The organism is Microbulbifer salipaludis (genome assembly GCF_017303155.1).
In the GTDB taxonomy this organism is placed as follows: Bacteria; Pseudomonadota; Gammaproteobacteria; order Pseudomonadales; family Cellvibrionaceae; genus Microbulbifer; species Microbulbifer salipaludis.
Genome location: NZ_JAEKJR010000001.1, coordinates 168,924 through 193,030 on the forward strand (window position 1 = coordinate 168,924; position 24,107 = coordinate 193,030).

Sequence of the window (24,107 nt, forward strand, 5' to 3'; positions counted from 1 at the left end):
GTCGTTATCGGTAGGTGCGGATCAGGCCATGGCCCGTTCGTCGCGCTCACGTGCGGAGAGCGCCGCGAGGCCGTCTTGCTCAGCGGCAACGCCGTCAGCGGTGTCGTCTTCCAGCATCGGGAACTCTTCGGAAAGCTCGGCCAGATCGCCATCGTACAGATCGCTCTCGCCATCCACATCGTCATTGCTGGGCAGTTTGAAGCCGGCAACGGAATCGCGCAGAGCGGAGGCGGTCTGCGCCAGGTTACCAATGGACTGTGCGGTTGCCTGGGTACCGGCAGAGGTCTGCGAGGTAATTTCCTGAATCACGTTCATCGTGTTGGAAATGTGGCCCGCGGACGAAGCCTGCTGACGTGCCGCGTTGGAGATGTTCTGAATCAAGGATGCGAGGCTGGTGGATACCGTTTCGATCTCCTCCAGGGCAACACCCGCGTCCTGGGCCAGGCGAGCACCGCGCACCACCTCGGTGGTGGTGGATTCCATCGAAACTACCGCTTCGTTGGTGTCCGACTGAATCGCTTTTACCAGGCCTTCAATCTGCTTGGTGGCTGCCGCGGAGCGTTCTGCGAGGCGCTGAACCTCGTCCGCAACCACCGCGAAGCCTCGACCGGCGTCACCGGCCATAGAGGCCTGGATCGCCGCGTTCAATGCCAGAATGTTGGTCTGGTCGGCAATGTCGTTAATCAGGCTAACGATGTCACCAATCTCCTGGGAAGATTCACCCAGTCGCTTGATTCGCTTGGAGGTGTCCTGGATCTGCTCGCGGATCGTGTCCATGCCCTTGATGGTGTTCTGTACCACCTTGGCACCGTTACTCGCGATCTGTACCGAGCGTTCTGCTACCTGGGCAGATTCGGCGGCGTTAGCAGATACCTGGTCAATGGTCACGGCCATTTCGTTCACCGCCGCGGAAGCCCCGGCGATTTCCTGGGCCTGGTGCTCAGAGGCCTCGGCCAGGTGCAGAGCGGTCTGCTGGGTTTCCTGGGACAGGGAGGATACTTCCTGTGCAGCGCCGTTGATTCGGGATACCAGTACACGCAGCTGGTCGATGGTGTAGTTGATAGAGTCCGCGATCGCACCGGTGAAGGCCTCGGTTACCGTTGCCGACGTGGTCAAGTCACCATCGGCGAGGTCCGCCAGTTCGTCCAGCAGCTGCATAATCGCCTGCTGGTTACGCTCGTTGGTTTCGGTCTCTTCCTTCAGGGTTCGACGGGTACCGGAGAATGCGGTAATCATCATGCCGAAGATCAACAGTACGAACACACCCGCGATAATCGCGATGGTCTGGTTGTTCGGCTGGCGCTCACTGGAGAGGCTTACGATGCGGTCATTCAGGGTAGACAGGGCTTCCAGCAGCTGTGGCGAGGAAGTGGCAATACCATCGGCGGCCTGACGGGTAGCAAACAGTGCTGGGGTTGCCTCGAAGATCTCACGTACCGAGGAGCTCACGAACTCGAACAGCTCGGTAATTTCTTCCAGCGACTCGCGGGCCTCATCATCGGTCACGCGGGAGATGCCCATCACCACGTCACCGCCCTTCATGCCCTCAACCACTTTACCGAACAGGCTGGCGTCGGTGTTGAACTGGTCGGCCGCGGATTCCGCATCGTCACCGCCCTGCAGCATCTTGTCGATATTTCGACCGATACGCTCGGCGCGCCATACCTGCAACTGGGCCTGCTCGACCTGGTTCGCCGGCGCGTTGTTGGCCAGCAGAATCTCCACGATGTTGTTGTGCTCTGCCTGCAGCTCCGGGAGGGAGTCGTTCAGGGTGCTGGCCACATCGTTCAGGAAGATGATCGAGTCCTTGTTACCGATAATGGTGTCCGCCTGCTCGCGCAGTTGACGCCACACCTGGCCGTAGTTGGCCAGCTCTTCTTCCAGCGCGCGGCGACTGCCCGGCTCCATGCCCTGCAGCGTGCTCCAGGTCGCCGCCATCTGGTTGACGGTGTTCTCAAGGTCGGCAAACGCCTGCTCATCGCCGGCGGTCGCCGCAGGTGCGTAGGACACCAGCTGATAAGAAAGGGCGCGCAGCTCGGCTACGTCTTCAAGGTATTCCTGGTCCCGGTCAGCGTGGCTCTGCACCAAATAGATGCTGACGATCAGCCCCGCCAGTGTGGCGAGTACCAGCAAACCCATAAACAGCGCGGCAGGGTTACTGCGCAACGCGGAAAATGAACTCTGGGAGCCTGTTTTCATAATTTACTCCTGGCGGACCTGCGTGTACCTCAGGCCAATTCTTGTTATTACCACTAGTTTGAAGCCCCGTGGCTTCACATCTCTCGCTACCCGACAAACGCGGGCACCCCCTGTGCAACCGGGCAATGCCGGCTGCGGTTTACTTCAGCGGCGGAAAACCGCCGCTGCAAAGGGTGTAACGCACAAACGGCGCTGCACCTCAGTAGCCACTGCATGTTTGCAGTGGCGTGCCCGATTCAACGGACACCAGAAAACAGAAAGCCGCGACTCAGTGAGCCGCGGCATCCGCAAATTGAAAGTCACTTAACAACGCCTGCAGATCAAAAACCAGCCAGCGACCCTGCTGCAACTGGAACTGGCCACTGACCATAGGCGCAAACGGCTCGGTCAGATCGGACGGCGGCATCTTTCCGTACTCGAGCGCCAAGTGCTGCATCCCGTGCAGCTCGTCGACGATCAGGCCGGCATAGACCTTATCCCGCTCCAGCACCAGCACGCGGCGGCGCTGGCGAGGGCTGTTCAGGTGGCCGCCAAAGAAAACGGCCATATCGAACAGCGGCAACAGGCGGCCGCGCACATTGGCCACACCGCGCACCCAGGGCTGAACACCCGGGATGAAGGTGTATTGCGGAACTTCCAGCAGTTCCACCACATCCTCCATGGCAGCGACGAAGCGGTGCCCGAGCAGAGAAAAACCGATGCCCGTCCAGTAAGGCTTGACCTCCTGACGGGCAGGCAGCCCCTGCGCCTGCGCCTTTGCGCGATTGGCGATATCAACCAGCGCGAGATAAGGGGTTAGAGATGAATGCACGAGGACTCAACGTCGGCCTCAGGCCAACACCTCCTCAATGGTAACCAGCAGCTTGCTCTCATCGACCGGCTTGGTCAGGTAAGCACGCGCACCCTGGCGCATACCCCAGACACGGTCGGTATCCTGATCCTTGGTGGTCACAATTACTACCGGAATACCACTGGTCTGGTCATTCTTGCTCAGCTGGCGGGTAGCCTGGAAGCCGTTCAGACCCGGCATGACGATATCCATCAGGATCACGTCGGGACGCTCTTCACGCGCGACATCCACACCGTTTTCGCCATTGGTGGCGGTCAATACGGCGTGGCCATTCTTTTCCAGAATGGTGGTCAGTTTGTGAGTTTCGGTTGGCGAATCATCAACGATTAGCACTCTGGCCATCTTTCTCCCCCGAGATAGTGTTTCCGCGCTGGCATCGGATCCCCGCCAGGCGAATTGTTGTTGCTAGCGACCGCATTGCACATCAGCGCGTGCGGCCAAACGCTTTGTTATTAAATTTGCTGACTATTGCGCACCCCGGCATTGCCACGAAGGCAGGCCGAGAGGGCGCCATGCAAGACGCCTAAGTCTACGCGATTTTTGCCAAAGGTTTCACGTTTTCAGCGAGAACCCAACCTCAAGCGGCGTGATGCGGCTTGGCGTGGGCAGAAATCGCACCCAATAGCTCACTTTTGCTGAATGGCTTGGTGAGATACTGGTCACAGCCCACAACGCGGCCCTTGGCCTTATCGAACAGGCCATCTTTACTGGACAACATGACCACCGGCGTACTGCGGAACTCGCTGTTGTTCTTGATCAATGCACAGGTCTGATAGCCGTCGAGACGCGGCATCATGATGTCGACAAAAATGATATCCGGACGCGAGTCAGCAATTTTCGCCAGTGCGTCGAAGCCATCAGTGGCGGTAACAACCGCACAACCCGCTTTCTGCAGCAGCGTTTCCGCGGTGCGACGAATGGTTTTACTGTCGTCAATCACCATAACGGTGAGACTTTCCCAGTTGAGCTCCATAGTGTGTTCCCAAATCCCCTTTACTTATTTTCGAGCGCCATTGGATATTGTTGTGTAACCGCGGCGGCGCCCTTATGTGCAACCTCATTACGGGGTCCGATCGTCGCAAACTGTTGGCGTACGGCCAGCAGACGCAGATCAGGGACAAACTTGTATCACAGATACCAGAGTGAATCTAGCGACGGCCGAACCGGTAATCGAGGGATGATCAAATTGTGAGCAAAGCCGCACTTCTGGCGCACGCCGAGTCCGGCGTGCCGGCTTGCACAAGGCGCCAGCTACTCTTACCTTAGCCGGGCTGAAAGGTCGCACCCCGGGCACTGATCGCAGCACCCGGACCAGCCGCCACCCTGCCCCACTTTCACTACTATGGATACCGGTATGAGCCACACGCTCGGCGTGGTCATGGACCCCATCGCCAACATCAATTACAAGAAAGACACCACCCTGGCGCTACTGCTGGCCGCACAGCGTGCCGGCTTTGAACTGCGCTACTTCCTGCAGTCCGACCTGTACCTCGACGGCAGCACGCCCATGGGCAACGGCTCGCACCTGGAAGTCTTTGAGGATCCGGACAACTGGTTCTCCCTCGGCGAGCGCAAGCCCATGCATCTGGGTGAGCTGGACGTCCTCTTGATGCGCGTGGACCCGCCGTTCGACAACGAATACATCTACTCCACCTACATACTGGAAGCCGCTGAACGCGCCGGCACACTGGTGGCCAACAAGCCCCAGTCCCTGCGCGACTGCAACGAAAAAATCTTCGCCACCCATTTCGCCGACTGCTGCCCACCGCTGACGGTCAGCCGCGACATGGCCCAGCTGCGCGCCTTCCACGCCCATCACAAGGACGTCATTTTCAAACCCCTCGACGGCATGGGCGGCACAGGCATCTTTCACGTCAAACCGGACGGCGCCAATTTGGGGGCCATCCTGGAAACCCTCACCGACAACGGCCAGCGCCAGATCATGGGCCAGCGCTACCTGCCGGAAATCAAGGACGGGGACAAGCGCATCCTGATGGTGGATGGGGAACCGGTGCCCTATTGCCTCGCACGCATCCCCGAGGCCGGTGAAACCCGCGGCAACCTCGCCGCCGGCGGCCGCGGCGAGGCGCGCCCACTCTCTGAGCGGGATCTGTGGATCGCACGGCAGGTCGGCCCCAGCCTGAAGGAAAAAGGCCTGCTGTTTGTTGGCCTCGACGTAATCGGTGATTACCTGACCGAGGTAAATGTCACCAGCCCCACCTGTGTACGCGAAATCGACTCCGCGTTCGGCACCGACATCGGCGGATTATTGATGCGCGCGATCACAGACCGACTGGCGCAAAAAGGGTAAACTGTCCGACTCCTGCCGGAGCCCTATGCGCGCGGACTGATCCGTGGCTGGCGGCACCGGCGGTTTCACGGCAGAAGTAACGGCAAGAAGTAAAGCAATAACCACAATGACCGCAGCAGCCAGCCAACCCCAAGCAGAGGCCACAAAACAGGCCCAGAACCCGCGCCCGGCGGCCACCGCGCCTGCCAGCCAGGGCGACCGCTTTACCTTTGCCCTGTTTCTGGCCTGCGCCCTGCACGCGCTGCTGATTTTCGGCGTTGCGTTTACCGCCCCTGAAGCCAGGGAAGCCCCGCCCACCCTGGAGGTCACCCTGGCCCAACACCGGTCACTGGACGCCCCGGAAGATGCCGACTACCTGGCACAACATAACCAGCAGGCCAGTGGCACCGCGGAGACCCCGCGGGAACTCTCTACCGACAGGCGCGCGGAAATGGCAGACACCAGCATTCGCCAGGTGAGCCCGCTCCCGCAACAGCAGGCGGCGCGTCCGGCCGACCAGTTGCGGCAACTGATCACCACCATCGGCGACAGCCCCCAGCGGGCCCCGGAATTGCCCGCCGAAGACAAGCGCTCGGAAGAAAAACGGGGCGACGCGCCCTCCGACCTGCCGCCCACCAATCCGGAAATCGCCAGCCTGCAGGCGCGCCTGGACAAGATCCGCCAGACCATCGCACAGCGTCCGCGGGTGCGCCGCCTGACCTCTGTGGCCACCAAGGCTGCCTCGGATGCCGCCTACCTGCACGACTGGCGACAGAAAGTGGAAGCCATCGGCAACGACAACTTCCCCGAGGAAGCGCTGGCCCGCCAGATTACCGGCGACCTGCGCATGATGGTGCGCCTGCTGCCCACCGGAGCGGTGGAAGATGTGGTGATCCTGGAATCCTCCGGCGAGCGCATTCTCGACGATGCCGCCCAGCAGATCGTGCGCCTGGCAGCACCCTTTGCCCCGTTTCCCCCGGAAATCCGCCAGCAGGCCGACCGGCTCGAAATCATCCGCACCTGGCGGTTCGAAATGACCGGTTTCTCTACCGCTGCCGGAAAGTCACCCAGCCGCGGCTGACCACGCAGCCGCGTCAGAAACGCTAAACTTAACGCTTCACCGCAGCCGCGCGGCAGCCCCACAGCTCTGTTAACCGAAAGCGCCCCATGCAGCCATCCAGTATCGACAGCGACCTTACCCACAGCAGCCTGCGCGGCCAGTTCCTGATCGCCATGCCCGGCATGCAGGATCCGCGCTTCCACCAGGCGGTGGCTTTTGTCTGCGAGCACGGCCCGGAAGGCACCATGGGCATCGTCATCAACGACCCGAGTAAAGTGACCTGGAAACAAGTGTTTGCGCAGCTGTCACTGGACGACACCAGCCTGCGCAGCGACGAGCCGGTGCTGGTAGGCGGCCCGGTGGCCCAAGAGCAGGGATTCGTGCTGCACGGTCGCGGCATGCAATTCGCCTCCACTGCCGAGGTCTCCGACGAGATCAGCCTCACCGCATCCAAGGACATCATTGAGTCCCTCGCCTGTGGCCGCGGCCCCGACGATGTGCTGCTGGCCCTCGGCTACGCCGGGTGGGGGCCGGGGCAGCTGGAGCAGGAAATTACCGAGAATGCCTGGCTGACCCTGCCCGCCGAGCCGGAAATCCTCTTTGCCACCCCCTGGGAAAAACGCTGGCAGACCGCCGCCGCGCGCCACGGTATCGACCTTTCCGGCATGGGCAGCCAGTCCGGTCACGCCTGAGGAGTGAGCATGAACAAACCGCGCACCGCCCTGGCGTTCGACTTCGGCACCCGCTCCATCGGCCTCGCCTACGGCCAGAGCCTCACCGGCAGTGCCCGTGAACTGGACCCGCTGCCGGCCAAAGACGGCAAGCCGAACTGGGATCAGGTACAGCGCATTGTCAAAGAGTGGCAGCCGCAGGTACTGCTGGTGGGCCTGCCTCTCAACATGGACGGCACGGAAAGCGAATTCGGCGCCCGCGCGCGCAAATTCGGCCAGCGCCTGCACGGCCGCCTGGGCCTGCCGGTGGAGTATGCCGATGAGCGCCTCAGCACCCGCGCCGCCAAAGACGAAGCCCGTGAGCGCGGCCATCGCGGCAACTACGCCAACCAGCCGGTAGACTCCATCGCCGCGCGGATTTTTCTCGAGGACTGGCTGCGCCAGCAGGGCGCCGGCTAGACCATTCCCGCCACCAAACTGTTAGACTTGCGCGCTCATTTCCAACCGACCTGATTGCCGCGCATGTCCGACTCCCCATCTTCCGCCATCACCACCATCCGCATTGCCACCCGTGAAAGCGCCCTTGCTCTGTGGCAGGCGAATTACGTCAAGCAACAGCTGGAGCTGCATCACCCGGACCTAACCGTGGAACTGCTGCCGCTGACCAGTCGTGGCGACCAGCTGCTGGACATCCCCCTGAGCAAGGTTGGCGGCAAAGGCCTGTTCGTGAAAGAACTGGAGAAGGCCATGCTGGAGGGCCGTGCCGATATCGCCGTGCACTCCATGAAAGACGTACCGATGGAATTCCCGGAGGGGCTGCATTTGCCCGTGATCTGCGAGCGCGAGGACCCGCGCGACGCCTTTGTGAGCAATCACTACGCATCTCTCGAAGCACTGCCCAAGGGTGCCGTGGTGGGCACCTCCAGCCTGCGCCGCCAGTGTCAGGTACTGGCGCTGCGCCCGGACCTGGAAGTGAAATTCCTGCGCGGCAATGTCAACACCCGCCTCGCCAAGCTCGATGCCGGCGACTACGACGCCATCATCCTGGCGGCCGCCGGCCTGCTGCGCCTGGAAATGCGTGAGCGCATCGCGGCCTTTATCGAGCCCGAAGTACTGCTGCCCGCCGGTGGCCAGGGTGCCGTGGGCATCGAGTCCCGCCGCGACCCGGCTCTGGAAGCACTGCTGGCGCCACTGCACCACGCAGACACCAGCCACCACCTGACAGCCGAACGCGCCATGGTGCGCCGCCTCAATGGCAGCTGCCAGGTGCCCATCGGCTGCTACGCCATTTTCGACAGTAGCGATCACAGCACCCTGCATGTGCGCGGCCTGGTGGGCAGCCCCGATGGAGCCACCATGCTCAGCGATGAAGTGCGCGGCAGCACCGCGGACGCCGAAGCCCTCGGCATCCGCCTTGCCGAACGACTGCTGGACGCCGGTGCCGACAAGATTCTCGCAGCGATTGAACCCTGAACCGAGCCAGATCAAACCACATACCCCCATGCCCAGCGCCCATTCCGCACTCGCCGGCAAACGCATACTGATCACCCGCCCCGCCCATCAAACAGGGGGCTGGCGGGACCGGCTGCAGTCCGAGGAAGCGGTGGCGGACTGCATCCCCCTGCTGGAAATCGCGCCGATCGAACAGGGCGACGACGCCCAGCGGACTAAAAGCCTAATTCTGGATTTCGACCAGTTCGAACATGCGATTTTCGTCTCCCAGAATGCCGTGCAGTACGCCTTCGACTGGCTCGACAACTACTGGCCGCAACTGCCCATCGGGCCCCGCTACTACGCCATTGGCGCCGCCACCGCGCGCGCCATTCGCGCACGCGGGGCCAACCCGGAAACCGGCAACACTGAGCAGGGGCTGGCAAGCACCATGGATTCGGAAGCCCTGCTCGCACTGCCCCAGCTGCAACACCTGCAGGGCCAGCGGGTCATCATTTTTCGCGGACAGGGCGGCCGCCCCCTGATCGGCACCACACTCGAAGAACGCGGCGCGCGACTGGATTACTGCGAGCTGTACCGGCGCACCCTACCCGCCAACGCTGCCGAAGAAATACGCGCCTATCGCGCGACACCAGACGCCATTACCGTGCACAGCGGTGAAACCCTGGAAAACCTGCACCGGGTCATCGACGCGAGCGCGCGCACGGCTCTGCGCCACACTGCGCTGATCTGCCCGAGCGCGCGCGTAGCAGAACAGGCCAGCGCACTCGGCTTTACCCGTGCCTTTGCCGCCGCCAATGCCGGCGATGACGCCATGCTGGCCGCACTGAAAGAGGCCGTGGCCGCCGGCGATTCCTGATTACACGCCAGAGTCGGTAAAAAATTTCATTTCCGCGCCAGAGTCCGTATAAAGAGCCGCGTCAGTCGCTATAATTTGGCGACAAAATTTCTATGGTGATGCTCCAGTTTCAACCTGTGTCACCGCATCGCGCGCTGTAGAACCGGTTCTGCAGCCGCCCAAAGACGCAGGTGCCACGGGCACCCCGGCATCCATTCTGAGCAAGCGAGTCCATGAGCGATAAAAAAGCCCCGCCGCCCGCCACTCCGGACAACAGTGGCGACAAAAAGGCCAGCGACAAAGATACGGACAAAGGTACGGCCAAAGATGTGCCGGTGGTGACCCGCAAAGCCGAACCCCAAAGCAACTTTGCCAAAGCTGCCCAGACCGGTGGCAAAAGCGGTAGCAAGCCAGGTGAGAAACCGTCGCCCGGCTCCGCCAAAAAGCCACGGCCCTCCGCCAAAAAGAAACGCGGCTGGGGCTGGTTCTGGCTGTTACTAATAGTTCTGATCGCCATCGCCGTGGCCGCGTGGTATCTGGTGCCCGGCGTGCGGCAGCAAGTGGGACAGCACCTGCAGGCGCTGCCGGTGGTGGGCAAACACTTCTCCGCAAGCGCGAGCAACCCGACCCAGGCGACGCGCACCACGCCGAAACCGGATGCCGCACCGACCAACCTGGAAGGCAGTCCGGACACCACCAGTGTGCGCGAACCCCAGCGCGACACGGGCACCGCCGACAACGACACAGGAAATACACAGAGTGCCCCGCAACCCCCGGTGCCGGAGCAGCCCATGCTGCAACCGGGCGAAGCGCCACCCACACCGCCCTCCAGCACTTCACCGGTCCCGCCTCAGGACCACAGCGCGCAACTGATCGGCGAACTGCGCCAGCAGTTGTCTCAACAGAATCAGCAGCTGTCGCAGCAGAGCCAGACCATCCAGCAGCTACAACAGCAACTGGCAGGCCTGCAACGCAACGTCACCGCGCAGGGCGCCCGCCTCAGCCAACTCGGAAACGCCAGCCGCGAGGACTGGAAGCTCGCCGAAGCGGACTACCTGCTGCGCCTCGCCAACCAGCGGCTGATGCTCGAACAGGACAGCCGCGCCGCGCTGGGCCTGCTGAAAGAAGTAGACACCATTGTGCGCCGGGTCGACCTGCCCGACCTTTACGGCGTACGCCAGCAGCTGGCCCGCGACATCACCGCGCTCAAACTGGTGGAGAACGTAGACCGGGAAGGGCTCTACCTGCGCCTGCGCGCGCTGGAAGAGCAGATGGTGAAACTCAACATCCAGCCCCAGTTCGACCTCGCCAAACGGGATGCGGCAGCGGCCCAGGCGCAGGCCGACAACACCGATGTGGGTGAAGAGCATTTCCGCTCCAGCTGGGACAACTTCGTTAATTTCCTCAAAGGATCGGTACGCATTCGCGACGGCGCCGTAGACCCGGTGCTGCTTTCACCGCAGAGTGAAACCCGCTTCCGCCAGAGCCTGCGACTGAATATGGAGCAGGCGGAACTGGCGGTGCTGCGCGCAGACGACACTGTATACAAAGACTCGCTCAACCATGCGCGACAGCTATTGCTCGACTACGGCGTGGAAAATCCGCAACGGGAAGTGATCCTGCGCGAGCTGCAAGAACTGAGTGAAGAAACAATCAAAACCGAGCTGCCCAACCTCAGCGCCTCGCAAAGCGCATTGCGCAATTACATCGAGCGCATGCACAAGGTTTCGTCCGGCCAAATGGATGACGACATCAACGGAGGCGACTCCCAGTGAAACGCTTCCTGTTCTTTACCCTGGTATTGCTACTGGGTGGCGCCCTGCTCGCAGAAGCCATGCGCTCCTACCCGGGCTACCTGTTACTCACGGTGGGCGGCGACGCCGGCAAACGTATTGAAATGAACCTGTGGGTCGCGATTGGTGGCCTGGTCCTGGGCATGCTTGCCCTGTTTCTCGCCATCTGGCTACTGCGCAGCCTCGCCCGAGCCATTGAAGGCAGTGTCAGCCGCATCCGCTTTGGCCGCAGCCGCATGGCACGCCGCCGCCTGACGAACGGCCTTGTCGAGTATATGGAGGGCAACTGGGCGCGCGCCCGGCGCCTGCTGCTGAAAAGTGCCGCGCGCTCGGATGCCCCCATCATCAATTACCTGGCCGCCGCGCGCAGCGCTTTTGAGCTCGGCTACCGGGATGAAGCCAACGAACTGCTGGCCAAGGCCGAAGCCACCGGCGACGACACCCAGCTGGCCGTGGCCATCAGCCAGGCCCGCATGCAGCTGCTCGACAAACATTACGAACAGTGTATTGCCAGCCTGCAGCGAGCCATGCACGAAGAGCCCAACCACCCGGCACTGCTGCAGTTACTGCGTCAGGCTTACTACCATATCGGCGAATGGCACGGCCTCCGCGAACTGCTGCCGCGACTGGAAAAGCACGGCACCATGCCAGAATCCCAGCTCCAGCAATTAGAACTCGAGGTTTATCAGAACCTGCTGCGCGAAGCGGCTAACCGTAACGATCGTGAAAAACTCAAGGAAGTCTGGCAGAGCCTCAACGGCCGCTGGCAGCGCAATATTGAACTGCGCAATCTTTACGGCGAAACCCTGCACAAGGTGGGAGACGATGTGGAGGCCGAAAAGCACCTGCGCTGGATTCTCAACCGCGAGTGGCGGGGAGACACTGTGCGCCTGTACGGTCACCTCACCGGTGCGGACGCCAACCAGCAACTCTCGGTCGCCGATGGCTGGCAAAAGGAGTACGGCGAAAATGCCGACCTGCTGACCTGCCTGGGCCGACTATGTCTGCGCAATGAAATCTGGGGCAAAGCGCGGCAGTATTTCGAAAAAAGCCTGCTGCTGCGTGCAGATCCCGTCACGTCTGCGGAGCTGGCCCGCCTGCTCTTCGCACTGGGCGAAAAGGAACAGGCCGCGCGCCTCTACGAACAGGGCCTGCTGCAAGCCGTTTCCGACCTACCGAAGCTGCCTCTACCCGGCCAACAGACAGGCATGCTCAGCACCAAAGCGTCCTGAGCAACTCATATCGCAACACCAGGCCGGGCTTGCTCAAGCCCGGCCGCCCGGACCAAAGAAAAACCAGGCAATAAAGCCAATGACCGGGAAGAGCAGCACAATCAATACCCACACCAGCTTTTTCAGGCCGCTTGCAGAACTTTGCAGAATCTTGATGATGGCATAGATATCCGCAATCAGAACCAGTAAGCCCAGAACGCCTTCCATAACATTCTCCTCATACACGCCCACAATCGGGAGCTGAGAGTATAGAAAGGGCTGAGCGCTAATCACCTCATTGCCACAAAAAACGCGACGCCCCATTCAGAAAATGGGCGCGGCATTTTCCTGGAACACAGCGCGCCATTTACTTGAGCTTCAAGATCCCCACCAGCAGACAGATCGCACCACCGACCATGCCGATCCAAGCTTCGATTGGTGTATCACCACTAAACGCACGCACAACCTGCGAGCTCGCCGAATCATAAACGTCATAACCCCAGAGCCCCAAGGCCACCCCAATAGCGATCAGAACGATTCCGACAATTTTCTTATTCATCTGTTAATCCTGCTTATTCGCTACCTGACTGTCACCCAATAGCCTGGGCTATGCACCAAGCTCGACGCGCCATGGTGGGTTCAACCGATTTTTACCCGCCCAATATAATTTAATCTTGTTCCCGGATGGATCGTGCAATATCGCCTCCCGCCAAAGGTACGGTTTATCACTGGGTTGCTCATCGAACTTGATCCCTTTCGATTCAAGCTCTTTTACCAATGCGTCAAGATCTTCGTGCTCGAAGTAAATAATGCTCCCATTCGAAAACCCTGCCCCTGAAAGGCTAAGAGAGAATGTTGCATTTCCAGCCGGGCACTCAAAGCGGGCGTAATGATCCGTATCAACAATCTGAAGGAACCCCATTTTTCGATAGAACTCCGTCGCTGCCTGCATATCAACTACGGGAAGTGTTACCTGATTCAAATCCATAAAACTATCCTGAAAATGCATGGACCAAGCCGCAACCTGTAACCGATTAAACGCCCTAGAGTCCTGTTATGGAAAAATGATGGCTTTCAATATTGAACTTTTCCCTCAAGTAAAAGCGATGCGCCTGGAATCTTTGAACCCCGGAGTCAAGATGCACTTGGCTACAACCAATTTCTTTCGCGTACTGTTTTATCCAATCAACCAGCAATGCGCCAGCCCCAGATGACCTGTGACGCTCATCTGTAACGAGATCATCGACATAGACATGCTTGCCCCAAGCCAGTTTCTGACCGACCACAAAGCCTGCCACGCTCAAAACGCTGTGACCGCATGTAACATACGCAAGGTTGTAGCCTGACTCTCGCTGTAACTTGATTTGAGTCTTAAGGCTATCCAGATCGTACTTCGGCCTAAGCTGCAGAAGAACCCTAGCAACCTTATCTAATTCCTCATCGGACTCTAGCAATTGAATATTCATGTTCGGATTTCAATTAACGACGTTAGTAGCGCAGATAATCTTGTGCGTGTTTTGCCCAACCATGGGGGCGAAGTAACCTGCGAAAAACGTGCACAAAATAATCTCTCCCGCGGATTGCCAAAAGCCCAGCGTAAATTTCCCGGCACTGTTATACATTACTGACGCGATGATAACGATTATGTAGCCTAGGCAAAAATAGTAATACCATAGGAAGTGCAATGGATATTGCCACTAGAACGCCAAGGTTTTTTAAATTCATACTTACAACTAGCGGTGTCATATCGAAGGGCTTCACTGTTAAACCGGCCGAAAATTGCAATACGCCCGAAATCCCTGTTAGTACAACCCCACCAATGGAAACCCACAGCAGCGAGTACACGAGAGTCGCATATTTAAGAGCTTCGATTCTAGAAGGGTAAATAAGCCTCCAAATCCAAAAAGTCATCAGCAGGCCTGAAAATATTGTTTTTAGCAGGGCGAACTCAACCCCATTTTTGTACAAGATAAAATAATGCACAAATGAGACGTTCTCCATTAATGAATAGGCCTCTGGTTTTTGCGCATATTTAATTAATAGCCCAACATCTGATACGAGTATCACGCCAATCACAATTATCGCTAAGAGCGAGAATACCCTCTTCAAATTTACTCTCCTTGTATTGCATAACGCCCACATAATGAGTGGATAAGCTTGGTCAAAATTAGCGAAGAATGAGCGTCAGCCAAGCACAATAGATCCATATATTAATACGCTCATCATCTGTTTTCTTTGTCCCAAATGTTTTTGCCTGTTTTTATCTTGTATATCAGGTGAACACCAGAAAGTACCACAACGAGACCGGCAAACGCCCAGAGGTAATCGCCTTCAACCAAACCCACTACCAAGCCGATCATCCCAACAATAAAAACAAAAATTTGTCCAACCACACGAATTTCCTTATTTATATTTGCTCATCAACAGTTGAATTGGTTACTTTGTGGATAACACTGAACCATAACGCCTCAATCAGGCGCAGCCAATGCGGAGCGCCATTTGTGTTAATGTTTGAGCGCTAGCGAGTAACACAAAAGGTGTGTAGTGTTGGCTGTCGCTCTGCCGCTGTTTGTTAGGCTCCTAGGGCCCACTCACTAAGCTTGATTAGCAATTTAGAGGATGGAGAAATAGACCGGTCTTTTTTGTAAAGGTTAGATCTGACAATACATTCTCGATACCATTAATCAATAGACGTATTTCCGAAATTTTTACTTCTTCAATAATTTTCTCTGGTATTTCGAATGACTCATAGTAGGTCTCAGCTTCGTCGAGTGAAGAGTTATTCATAACAGAATTTACAGGAAAATCCTTTTTTAGCAGATCATCTGTGCCTGAAACTCTGCGCAATCTTGTAAAACTATTTACTTTTATTTCCTTTTGCCTTGAATCTGTAAAGGCAATAACCGTTTGTGAAGGCCAAACTACAGCACCGCCTTGAGAAACGTTAAAACTGACCCCCAAGCGGGTAACTCCGTTGTACTCCCAAACTTCCAGCGTTACATCAACATTGCTTAAGCTGAATATCAATTGGTTATCTACACCGACTTTTCCGCGACACCATTTCTTCTCGACAGTTGCTCCACTCGCTCTCGGATAGAAATACTCTTCATGAAGCACAGCACACGAACTTAAGAACATTCCTACCATGATAAGTATAAATTTCTTATCCATACCCATACGAAGCCTAACGCCGCGCTCAGCCGCAGCTTACTTTGTGCGCATTTTGCGCGAAAATGGGAGCGACAGCGACCGCGCAAAAGGTGCACAAAGTAAGCTGTCGGTCTGCAGCGCTTTGTTAAGTTTCCAATGCTGCCGCGAAAAACTCAATTGCTTCCGAACTGGTATAAACAATTTGTCCTTCTTCACCGTGTTTTTTCACCATATAGTGAACGACACTTTCTTCATCTGGTTGAACAACAGCAAGGTATGATGAGTTTTTCCAGCCTTCCTTTTTGTACGATATATAAAATTCAGCCAGCACCTCGCCATTCATCATTGGACCTCCAGCTTTTACACCGTTTCCAACTAGGTTTTCTGGCCATGCCCCCCAACCTTGAGAATTCATTATTTCTTCAGCAATTCCCTTTACCTTCTCGCGAATGGGTTTCACATACCGTTTTGAGTATGATCTAGGATCAATTTCCTGAAGTGATTCTTTAACGGCTTCAATTATATCCTCACGATTCAATCGTTCTGCATTTGAAAGAAGCTTCTCCAGCTCGTTTCTGTCGTATTTATTTTCACGAATATTTTGAATAATTTTATCGGTCATTACTTCACCTAGAAACTTAACGCCCGGCACATGCGCCGATTTGGAGCCGCGAAGCGGCGGAAAAGCGGTCGCCGTGATGCCGCTTGTTAGGCATTTCATACTCCGAATTCATCAAAAGACTTTGGACCATATCCCCAAATCCGCAGTATGTCTTCCCTAACCTCATATTCGAAGCCTATATCTTCGACTAAATCAACGACCCATGAGGTGTCTTGTTCTTTCTGAGTGGATTGCAGGCTAATGTCAAACCACTCCACACCAACGAATGGGAAAGGAAGGTGGTAGTACCACTCTACATCCCAGCCCGTTACATATCCTTCGACAGTTTTCGACCTGTAGGAAGGCTGCCAGTCCTTACGCGCACGAACAGAATTAATTAATTCATTCCACTTCGTATCGTTCGCTAAGCCCACCAGGTTTCGATGGACAACTGCTTTTTTAATCTTCTCAACGTCTACTCTCTTGGGAGCAGACTTTGAACTTGGCAACGTATTCATTTGGATGCCTAACAGTTTTATTCAAAAGCCCCAGATATAGACATTATGTGCATATCTGGGCATGACATGTCTATATATGTCCATTATGGCTATATGTAGCCATTTTTTATGGTCGGCTATATGTCTACATCTAGGCATTGATCAATTAGCCCCTCGACGATTCTGTGGGCCATGTTTCTGCGCTCGGCCATGCTCCGCTTTACCACCCAGGCTTTGGCGGTCCTGCTCCAGCGACCACCTATTTTCCGCACTTCAGCGCGCAGCTCGACTTCGTCGTAGGCGATTTTCAGTGCCACCCATTCCGTTGGGTTTTGCGGAGATGTGGGTTTGGTATTTTTATTTCGATAGGCTTCCCGTTGCGCGACGATGATTTCCACGGTGGTGTAGACGGTGTTTTTGCATGGGGATCGTCGGTATCGTACGGCGCATAGTTGATCGCCGTATTTGTCGTGATAGCGCTTGCTGCCATCATCGCCCGGCCGGATTGTTTTTATAATTTCCATTTGCCCTCCTTGGCATTTGCAAATGCTTCCTACAGACCCAGCTCGTCCCACATGGCATCGATTTTTTGTGTGACTTCGGGATCTTTTACGATTGGTCTCCCCCACTCGCGGGTGGTTTCGCCGTCCCATTTATTGGTCGCGTCGAAACCGATCTTCGAGCCCAGCCCTGATACCGGTGAGGCGAAGTCGAGATAATCGATCGGGGTGTTCTCGACCATTACCGTATCGCGGGCGGGGTCCATTCTGGTGGTCATGGCCCAGATGACGTCGTTCCAGTCCCGTGCGTTGACGTCATCATCGGTGACGATCACAAACTTGGTGTACATGAATTGGCGCAAAAAAGACCAGACGCCCATCATGACCCGCTTGGCATGTCCCGGGTATTGCTTCTTCATGGTGACCACGGCGAGGCGGTATGAACAGCCCTCGGGCGGCAGGTAGAAATCGACAATTTCCGGAAATTGCTTGCGCAATATGGGTACGAAGACTTCATTCAGCGCTTCGCCTAGAACGGCCGGCTCATCCGGTGGGCGGCCGGTGTAGGTGCTGTGATAGATGGGATCTTTACGATGGGTGATCTTTTCTACGGTGAACACCGGGAAGCGATCGATTTCGTTGTAGTAGCCGGTGTGGTCGCCGTAGGGCCCCTCGTCGGCCATGTCGTCCGGATAGATATAGCCCTCCAGCACGTACTCGGCACTGGCGGGGACCTGCAGGTTGCTGAGCCGGGCTTCTGCCACTTCCGTTTTCCCGCCCCGGAGTAAGCCCGCAAAGGCGTATTCAGAGAGGGTATCCGGTACCGGGGTGACGGCGCCGAGAATGGTGGCTGGGTCAGCGCCGAGTGCGACAGCAACCGGGAAGGGCTCGCCAGGGAATTGCTGTTGCCATTCACGGAAGTCCAGCGCACCGCCCCGGTGGGATAGCCAGCGCATGATCAGGCGGTTTTTACCAATCAACTGCATGCGGTAGATACCGAGGTTCTGGCGCTTTTTCTCCGGCCCCCGGGTAATCACCAGGGGCCAGGTGACGAGGGGTGCGGCATCACCGGGCCAACAGGTCTGAATGGGGAGCTTGGTCAGGTCAACGTCGCCGGCGTTGATTTCAAACTGCTGGCAGTCGGCTTTGCTGATGACCTTGGGCCCCATGTTCATCACCTGCTTGAAGATGGGTAGTTTGTCCCAGGCATCGCGCAGACCTTCCGGCGGCTGCGGCTCCTTCAGGAAGGCGAGCAACTCACCCACCTCGCGCAGTTCGCTGACGGACTCGCGCCCCATGCCCAGGGCGACACGTTCGGGCGTGCCGAACAGATTGGCGAGTACGGGGGTGTCATATCCGGTGGGGTTTTCAAACAACAGGGCTGGGCCGCCGGCACGCAGCACGCGGTCGGCAATTTCTGTCATTTCCAGATAGGGGCTGACGGGATGTGTTATGCGCTTGAGGAGGCCGCGCTTTTCCAATAGCTGGATGAAGTCGCGCAGGTCGTTGTATTTCATGTGTTACCGGTCGACGAGAATTTCGACGGCCAGTGTAAAACAGTCAGAACAAAATGGGGAACATACACCGCACCAGCAGGCTCGGTGGCAGAACGGAAGGGGATATTGAACAACCCGCAGCATGGAACATGCTACGGGTTGCCGAACTTCTAGGCGGTAAAGCGTGCCTTAGAAGCGGGGACGACGCGGACGGTCTTCGCGCGGCTTGGCTTCGTTAACACGGATGTTACGGCCAGACAGCGGCTGATCATTCATTTCTTCGATTGCCTTACGCGCTTCGTCGTCGTTCGGCATTTCTACGAAACCAAAACCTTTAGAACGGCCAGTTTCCCGGTCAGTGATTACAGTAGCCCGGGAGATTTCACCGAACGCACCGAAAGCTTCGTGCAGTTCGTCAGAGGTTACGCCGTAGGCCAGATTTCCGATATAGATATTCACAAAAAAGTCTCACTAGAGTCAGTGGGCTGTCGAGCAATTCACAAATGGTAACCAGCTCCACCGAGTTATCCATTTGCGATTGGTCCAGAGTCGCTCGACTTCCCAGCCGGGCGAGACCAATTCGGGCAGTGCTGAAATACTGTTCAACACAACAATGTTGGCCTTTATATGCCTAACGCAATGCCTTTTCAACCGAATTCGGCGTAATTTCACGCCTGTTTCGTCGCATTGCAAAAATTCTCCACAAGATGCAAAAAAGGCCTGCAGTTTGCGCAAGCCTTATTGTGAAGAGGAATTATTTCCGTTTCATGGACAGGAAGAATTCGTCGTTGGTCTTGAAGTCCTTGAGCTTGTCGATCAGGAATTCAGTGGCGGCCAAGTCTTCCATATCGTGCAGCAACTTGCGCAGGATCCAAACCCGCTGCAGCTCGCCTTCGGGCATCAGCAGCTCTTCACGGCGGGTGCCGGAGCGACGCACGTTGATGGCCGGGTAAACCCGCTTTTCGGCGATTTTACGGTCCAGCTGCAGCTCCATGTTACCGGTGCCCTTGAACTCCTCGAAGATCACTTCGTCCATCTTGGAGCCGGTATCCACCAGCGCAGTGGCAATAATGGAGAGGCTACCGCCTTCTTCGATGTTTCGCGCCGCACCAAAGAAGCGCTTCGGACGCTCCAGGGCGTGCGCATCCACACCACCGGTCAGCACCTTACCGGAGCTCGGTACGGTGGTGTTGTAGGCACGCGCCAGTCGGGTGATGGAATCCAGCAGGATGACCACATCTTTCTTGTGCTCGACCAGGCGCTTGGCTTTCTCGATCACCATTTCGGCCACCTGCACGTGACGGGCGGGCGGCTCGTCGAAGGTGGAGGCGACCACTTCGCCGCGCACAGAGCGCTGCATCTCGGTCACTTCTTCCGGGCGCTCGTCGATCAGCAGAACGATCAGGTGGCACTCCGGGCTGTTGCGGGTGATGGCCTGGGCCATGTTCTGCAACATGATGGTTTTACCCGCCTTGGGCGGCGCAACAATCAGGCCACGCTGACCTTTGCCGATCGGTGCGATCAGGTCGATGATACGACCGATCAGGTCCTCGGAAGAGCCGTTTCCGCACTCGAGGCCGAGGCGCTCGTTGGGGAACAGCGGCGTGAGGTTTTCAAACAGGATCTTGTTGCGCGCATTTTCCGGCTTGTCGAAGTTGATCTCGCTGACCTTCAGCAGTGCGAAGTAGCGCTCACCTTCTTTGGGGGGACGGATTTTGCCGGAAATGGAGTCGCCGGTGCGGAGATTGAAGCGGCGGATCTGACTGGGGGAAACATAGATGTCATCGGGGCCTGCGAGGTAGGAGGAGTCGGCAGACCGCAAAAAGCCAAACCCGTCCTGAAGAATTTCCAACACACCCTCGCCGTATATGTCTTCACCGCTTTTGGCGTGGCGCTTGAGGATATTGAAAATGATGTCCTGCTTGCGCGAGCGGGCGACGTTTTCGAGCCCCATGCCCTTGGCAATTTCAATCAGCTCTTCGATGGGTTTGGTTTTTAATTCAGAAAGGTTCATACCAATTGCTTTATTTAGGTTTCTTCTGTCAGATGGCGCGGACGCACCGGAAGTGTTTGCGGGGGGATTTGAAAGTTCGATGTTGATAATGCCTGTATCGACCGGCCGACGGATTCGCTTTCCGCGCGCTACTCACTTGAACACTCTCTTGGATACCACCAAAACAGGGGTTACCGCTCGCAATTGGCACAATTGGCTTGGCAAAGGCGCCAGAGGGAAGATCGTTCAACTTGAGGAGTTTGCGCCGGAGAGGCTGTGACGACAGCGGGGTTGGCGACTTGGCTCAGGTCTGTACTGAACAGTTACTTTGATTACTAGGCAGTATAACGGCAGTTCGGCATCCTGCAAGGTCTATTTCTCGGGCTCTGGTGCCGCGACCCGGCAGTTGCAGGAAATGACACGGGGCGCCCTGACCTTGGCCAGTCACGCCCCGCACAGCCGGATCAGATCTGGCTGTCGATGAACTCGGTCAGCTGGGCGCGGGACAGCGCACCCACCTTGGTACCCTCGACGTTACCGCCCTTGAACAGCAACAGCGTGGGGATACCGCGGACGTTGTACTTGGCTGCCGCTTCTTTGTTGGCATCCACGTCCACTTTGACGATTTTCAGCTTGTCGCCGTAGTGGCCAGACAGGTCTTCCAGTACCGGAGCGATCATCTTGCAGGGACCGCACCATTGGGCCCAGAAGTCCACCAGTACCGGGCCCTCGGCCTTGAGTACTTCGGCTTCAAATTCTGCGTCGGTGACGTTGACGATGTTCGCGCTCATAGTGCTTTCCTGTAGTTCTGTTTCTTCAGGCCCCGCTGGCCCGCCGGCAGACATAATAAGTACCGCCCGCAGGCCCCGCAAGACAAATGGTCCCGCCACCGTTGCCATTTTGCCGCAACAGTTGGCATTTCGCCCTGATATAAGGGCCGCGCCACGGTTTTCAAGTGGCCGCGCTCACCCGTGCCGCCATGGTGGCTCAGTCAGAGGGCAGAAATCGCTGCAGGATCTCGTCCACATAGTCGTAACCAAACTCCGTGGTGGAGATGCGCGGCCCCAGGGGCTCCACCAACTGCATGGCCTCCAGTTTCGCCCATTCCCCCGCCAGGGTGGACAGGGGCAGGCCGGTGTAGGCCGGAAAAGACATTGCCGGCACCCCCTTTTCCAGCCGCAAGGTATTCATGAGGAATTCCAGCGGGCGCTCGGCAATGGCAACGTCTGTCACTTTGGCCTGTGGGAAGTCACCACCGCCCTTACCAAGGGCACACCCCAGTGCCAGGTAGTCCCGGGGGGCTCGGGTACGCTGGGTGCGGATGATCCGGCCACTGTCGGGCAAGATGAATTTACCGTGGGCGCCGGCACCGATGCCTATGTAGTCCGCAAACGACCAGTAGTTGAGGTTGTGGCGAGACGCCAGGCCAGTGCGCGCATAGGCAGACACCTCATAGCGGCCATAGCCCTCCCCCGCCAGATAGGCCCGGCCCGCCTGTTGAATCTCGGCGATCTGCTCGGAGCCCGGGGTCACCGGTGGCGCAGAATAGAAGGCCGTATTCGGCTCGATCGTGAGCTGGTACCAGGAGATGTGCTCGGCACCCAGCGCCACCGCCTGCTTCAGATCCTGTAGTGCATCCACCTCTCCCTGTCCGGGCAGGCCGTGCATCAGGTCGATATTGATGTTATCGAAACCCGCCGCCCGCGCCTGTGTCGCCGCCGTGTGCGCCTCGGCACCGGAGTGGATGCGCCCGAGGTTCTGCAGCTGTAACGGGTCGAAGCTCTGCACGCCGATCGACAGGCGATTGACGCCGGCACTGTGATAGCCGGCGAACTTCGCCTGCTCAAAGGTGCCGGGGTTGGCTTCCAGGGTGATCTCGATATCCGGCGCAAAGCCCACGAGGGATTCCGCCAGGTTGAGAATGCGCTCGATCGCCAGCGGCGAAAACAGGCTGGGGGTACCGCCACCGAAGAAGATCGAGCCGAGCTTGCGCCCCTGAATCCAGCCGAGCTGGCTGCGCAGGTCCCGCTCCAGCTGGTCCACATATTCGGCCTCCGGCAGCTGGCTAGCGGCCGGTTCGCTGTTGGTTCCGTGCCGAATGGAGACATGTTCACCTGACCCGGAGGAGCGATCAGCCGCGGGGACCTGATGGGAGTTGAAATCGCAGTAGGGGCATTTGCGCACACACCAGGGTATATGCACATACAGACTCAACGGGGGCAGCACCAGTGGCTGGGTATCGGCGCTCAATGTGGTGAACTCAAAGCAGCTTCTTGCCGATAGCGGCGTGGCGGAACTGTTCGGGCACCACCATTTCCTCGTGCCACAGCTGCTCGAACTTCTTTACGGCCTGAGCGCGGTGGCTCAAGCGGTTTTTCACCTCGCGGGGCAATTGCGCGGAGGTAAGCTTTTCCGACGGCACATAAAACAGGGGGTCGTAACCGAAGCCCTGGTCCCCCGCAGGCCGGGTGAGAATCTGGCCGGGCCAGTGCGCGGTGCACACCAGTGGCACCGGGTCGTCAGGCGTACGCACGAACGCGAGCGCACAGTGAAAAGCCGCGGTGCGCTTTTCCGCGGGCACCCCGTCCAGTGCTTCCATCAGTTTGCGGTTGTTGTCCTCATCACTGGCACCGGCACCGGCATAACGCGCCGAATAAATTCCGGGGGCACCATCGAGCGCATCCACCGCCAGCCCGGAGTCGTCCGCCAGCGCCGGAAGCCCGCTGGCACGGCTGGCATGGCGCGCTTTGATCAGGGCGTTCTCAATAAAGCTGAGGCCGGTTTCCTCCGCCTCCTGCTGCAGAAAATCCGACTGCGGTAACACCGCAATCTGCCAGCCGGCAAACAGCTGCGAAAATTCTTTGAGCTTGCCCGCGTTGCCGCTGGCGAGAACAATTTTTTCCATGACCCAAACCTGAGAAAGCCTCAAGAAAATTCCCCGAGAACCCAAGAAGGTTAAGGGAAAGCTCTATCGCCAAAATAAAAACAGCGGGCTCAATCAGGCCCGCTGCAGACTCTAACGGCTCGCACAATCAGTTTTTGTGCAATTGCCGACGGAAGGTAAGCTGCTGGGTGCTGCCGTCGGGCAGCACCAGGTCGATATTGAAGGTGAGGTTTTCCTCATTTTCAAACCGGAACGGTGCCAGGTAATAGACGGCCTTGTTGTCGCGCACTTCGCGGAACTCGAGCGTCCGCGACTGCTGAATCAGGTTGGTGGCATTGCCGGATATCCCGGCACTCATGCCCTGGGTATCATCTTTCTTTCTCACCGAGATATTGACGAAGGCACGATCTGGCGCACGCACCAGGTTGTACTGGCGGGCAATGTCGGGGGAAATGAATTCGCTGTTAAACACCGAGTAGGAGACGTGGTAATCGCCGAACGTTTTGTGATTTTCGATGATCTTCGCACCCTGGGCCGCGGCAGCGGCCGCCCACAGCAGCAGGGCCAATGAGAGAAATCCAGCAAACAGACGTTTCACAGCGTCCTCCTTACTAATCATGAA

Annotated in this window: 29 protein-coding genes; 8 read left to right on the top strand and 21 right to left on the bottom strand. The window is 57.6% G+C overall.

The genetic code is table 11. The features are described 5' to 3' along the window. Positions 1–21: 21 nt before the first annotated feature. The 4 genes from JF535_RS00640 to pilG all read right to left on the bottom strand — a co-directional run bounded on the left by JF535_RS00640 (position 22) and on the right by pilG (position 4,022). Entirely contained in the window at positions 22–2,199 is a 2,178-nt protein-coding gene (locus tag JF535_RS00640) for a methyl-accepting chemotaxis protein (protein ID WP_206997930.1), read from the bottom strand. A gap of 268 nt (positions 2,200–2,467) precedes the next feature. Beyond that, positions 2,468–3,010 (bottom strand): chemotaxis protein CheW, encoded by a 543-nt coding sequence (locus tag JF535_RS00645; protein ID WP_206997932.1) that lies wholly within the window; start codon positions 3,008–3,010, stop codon positions 2,468–2,470. A gap of 18 nt (positions 3,011–3,028) precedes the next feature. Continuing rightward, positions 3,029–3,391, bottom strand: a complete 363-nt coding sequence (gene pilH, locus JF535_RS00650; protein WP_206997940.1) for a twitching motility response regulator PilH — start codon at positions 3,389–3,391, stop codon at positions 3,029–3,031. A gap of 235 nt (positions 3,392–3,626) precedes the next feature. Then, complete coding sequence (pilG, locus tag JF535_RS00655; RefSeq protein ID WP_010132439.1) at positions 3,627–4,022, bottom strand: twitching motility response regulator PilG; 396 nt, start codon at positions 4,020–4,022, stop codon at positions 3,627–3,629. Positions 4,023–4,403: 381 nt separating this feature from the next. Between pilG and gshB the strand changes: the two genes are divergently transcribed. From gshB to JF535_RS00695, 8 genes are all read left to right on the top strand, one after another. Continuing rightward, positions 4,404–5,360, top strand: coding sequence for a glutathione synthase (gshB, locus tag JF535_RS00660; protein ID WP_206997942.1), 957 nt, complete (start codon positions 4,404–4,406; stop codon positions 5,358–5,360). Positions 5,361–5,466: 106 nt separating this feature from the next. After that, positions 5,467–6,420 carry an energy transducer TonB gene (locus JF535_RS00665; RefSeq protein ID WP_206997944.1) on the top strand — a complete coding sequence of 318 codons (954 nt, stop codon included), beginning with the start codon at positions 5,467–5,469 and terminating at the stop codon, positions 6,418–6,420. Between the two features lie 86 nt (positions 6,421–6,506). Next, entirely contained in the window at positions 6,507–7,091 is a 585-nt protein-coding gene (locus JF535_RS00670) for a YqgE/AlgH family protein (protein WP_206997946.1), read from the top strand. Between the two features lie 9 nt (positions 7,092–7,100). Continuing rightward, positions 7,101–7,529, top strand: a complete 429-nt coding sequence (ruvX, locus tag JF535_RS00675) for a Holliday junction resolvase RuvX (protein WP_206997948.1) — start codon at positions 7,101–7,103, stop codon at positions 7,527–7,529. Between the two features lie 63 nt (positions 7,530–7,592). Then, positions 7,593–8,543, top strand: coding sequence for a hydroxymethylbilane synthase (gene hemC, locus JF535_RS00680; RefSeq protein WP_206997950.1), 951 nt, complete (start codon positions 7,593–7,595; stop codon positions 8,541–8,543). Then, positions 8,533–9,381: a uroporphyrinogen-III synthase gene (locus JF535_RS00685; RefSeq protein WP_242523539.1), complete on the top strand. Its 849-nt coding sequence runs from the start codon at positions 8,533–8,535 to the stop codon at positions 9,379–9,381. The genes hemC and JF535_RS00685 overlap by 11 nt, the downstream gene beginning before the upstream one ends. Before the next feature lie 212 nt (positions 9,382–9,593). After that, positions 9,594–11,135: a uroporphyrinogen-III C-methyltransferase gene (locus tag JF535_RS00690; RefSeq protein ID WP_206997952.1), complete on the top strand. Its 1,542-nt coding sequence runs from the start codon at positions 9,594–9,596 to the stop codon at positions 11,133–11,135. Next, on the top strand, positions 11,132–12,385 hold the full coding sequence (locus JF535_RS00695; protein ID WP_206997953.1) for a heme biosynthesis HemY N-terminal domain-containing protein: 1,254 nt from the start codon (positions 11,132–11,134) through the stop codon (positions 12,383–12,385). Before JF535_RS00690 ends, JF535_RS00695 begins: the two co-directional genes overlap by 4 nt. A 33-nt stretch (positions 12,386–12,418) precedes the next feature. Here the strand turns inward: JF535_RS00695 and JF535_RS00700 are convergent, their stop codons facing one another. The 17 genes from JF535_RS00700 to JF535_RS00780 form a co-directional block, all read right to left on the bottom strand. Next, complete coding sequence (locus tag JF535_RS00700) at positions 12,419–12,592, bottom strand: PLD nuclease N-terminal domain-containing protein (protein WP_206997956.1); 174 nt, start codon at positions 12,590–12,592, stop codon at positions 12,419–12,421. Between the two features lie 139 nt (positions 12,593–12,731). Further along, a complete protein-coding gene (locus JF535_RS00705) occupies positions 12,732–12,923 on the bottom strand; it encodes a DUF3185 family protein (protein WP_206997957.1) in 192 nt (63 codons plus the stop codon). A gap of 48 nt (positions 12,924–12,971) precedes the next feature. Further along, positions 12,972–13,352 (bottom strand): VOC family protein, encoded by a 381-nt coding sequence (locus JF535_RS00710; protein WP_206997959.1) that lies wholly within the window; start codon positions 13,350–13,352, stop codon positions 12,972–12,974. A gap of 55 nt (positions 13,353–13,407) precedes the next feature. Next, a complete protein-coding gene (locus tag JF535_RS00715) occupies positions 13,408–13,830 on the bottom strand; it encodes a GNAT family N-acetyltransferase (protein WP_206997961.1) in 423 nt (140 codons plus the stop codon). A 148-nt stretch (positions 13,831–13,978) separates the two neighbouring features. After that, positions 13,979–14,473 (bottom strand): hypothetical protein, encoded by a 495-nt coding sequence (locus tag JF535_RS00720; protein ID WP_206997964.1) that lies wholly within the window; start codon positions 14,471–14,473, stop codon positions 13,979–13,981. 113 nt (positions 14,474–14,586) lie between these two features. Further along, positions 14,587–14,757, bottom strand: a complete 171-nt coding sequence (locus tag JF535_RS00725) for a hypothetical protein (RefSeq protein WP_206997966.1) — start codon at positions 14,755–14,757, stop codon at positions 14,587–14,589. Positions 14,758–14,968: 211 nt separating this feature from the next. Then, on the bottom strand, positions 14,969–15,535 hold the full coding sequence (locus JF535_RS00730) for a hypothetical protein (RefSeq protein ID WP_206997968.1): 567 nt from the start codon (positions 15,533–15,535) through the stop codon (positions 14,969–14,971). Between the two features lie 124 nt (positions 15,536–15,659). Next, positions 15,660–16,136 carry a hypothetical protein gene (locus JF535_RS00735; RefSeq protein ID WP_206997970.1) on the bottom strand — a complete coding sequence of 159 codons (477 nt, stop codon included), beginning with the start codon at positions 16,134–16,136 and terminating at the stop codon, positions 15,660–15,662. A 95-nt stretch (positions 16,137–16,231) separates the two neighbouring features. Then, positions 16,232–16,633, bottom strand: coding sequence for a DUF6678 family protein (locus JF535_RS00740; protein ID WP_206997972.1), 402 nt, complete (start codon positions 16,631–16,633; stop codon positions 16,232–16,234). 116 nt (positions 16,634–16,749) lie between these two features. Then, complete coding sequence (locus JF535_RS00745) at positions 16,750–17,136, bottom strand: hypothetical protein (protein ID WP_206997974.1); 387 nt, start codon at positions 17,134–17,136, stop codon at positions 16,750–16,752. A 29-nt stretch (positions 17,137–17,165) separates the two neighbouring features. Further along, positions 17,166–18,629, bottom strand: coding sequence for a 4-hydroxy-3-polyprenylbenzoate decarboxylase (gene ubiD / locus JF535_RS00750; protein ID WP_206997976.1), 1,464 nt, complete (start codon positions 18,627–18,629; stop codon positions 17,166–17,168). A gap of 168 nt (positions 18,630–18,797) precedes the next feature. Further along, positions 18,798–19,067, bottom strand: a complete 270-nt coding sequence (locus JF535_RS00755; RefSeq protein WP_010133764.1) for an RNA recognition motif domain-containing protein — start codon at positions 19,065–19,067, stop codon at positions 18,798–18,800. A gap of 295 nt (positions 19,068–19,362) precedes the next feature. Next, a complete protein-coding gene (gene rho, locus JF535_RS00760; RefSeq protein WP_206997978.1) occupies positions 19,363–20,622 on the bottom strand; it encodes a transcription termination factor Rho in 1,260 nt (419 codons plus the stop codon). Positions 20,623–21,065: 443 nt separating this feature from the next. After that, positions 21,066–21,392 (bottom strand): thioredoxin TrxA, encoded by a 327-nt coding sequence (gene trxA, locus JF535_RS00765; protein ID WP_066959467.1) that lies wholly within the window; start codon positions 21,390–21,392, stop codon positions 21,066–21,068. Positions 21,393–21,588: 196 nt separating this feature from the next. Continuing rightward, a complete protein-coding gene (gene hemW / locus JF535_RS00770) occupies positions 21,589–22,851 on the bottom strand; it encodes a radical SAM family heme chaperone HemW (protein WP_242523540.1) in 1,263 nt (420 codons plus the stop codon). Between the two features lie 10 nt (positions 22,852–22,861). Then, positions 22,862–23,506 carry an RdgB/HAM1 family non-canonical purine NTP pyrophosphatase gene (rdgB, locus tag JF535_RS00775; protein WP_206997980.1) on the bottom strand — a complete coding sequence of 215 codons (645 nt, stop codon included), beginning with the start codon at positions 23,504–23,506 and terminating at the stop codon, positions 22,862–22,864. A gap of 127 nt (positions 23,507–23,633) precedes the next feature. After that, entirely contained in the window at positions 23,634–24,083 is a 450-nt protein-coding gene (locus JF535_RS00780; protein ID WP_206997982.1) for a DUF4426 domain-containing protein, read from the bottom strand. Between the last annotated feature and the right edge of the window lie 24 nt (positions 24,084–24,107).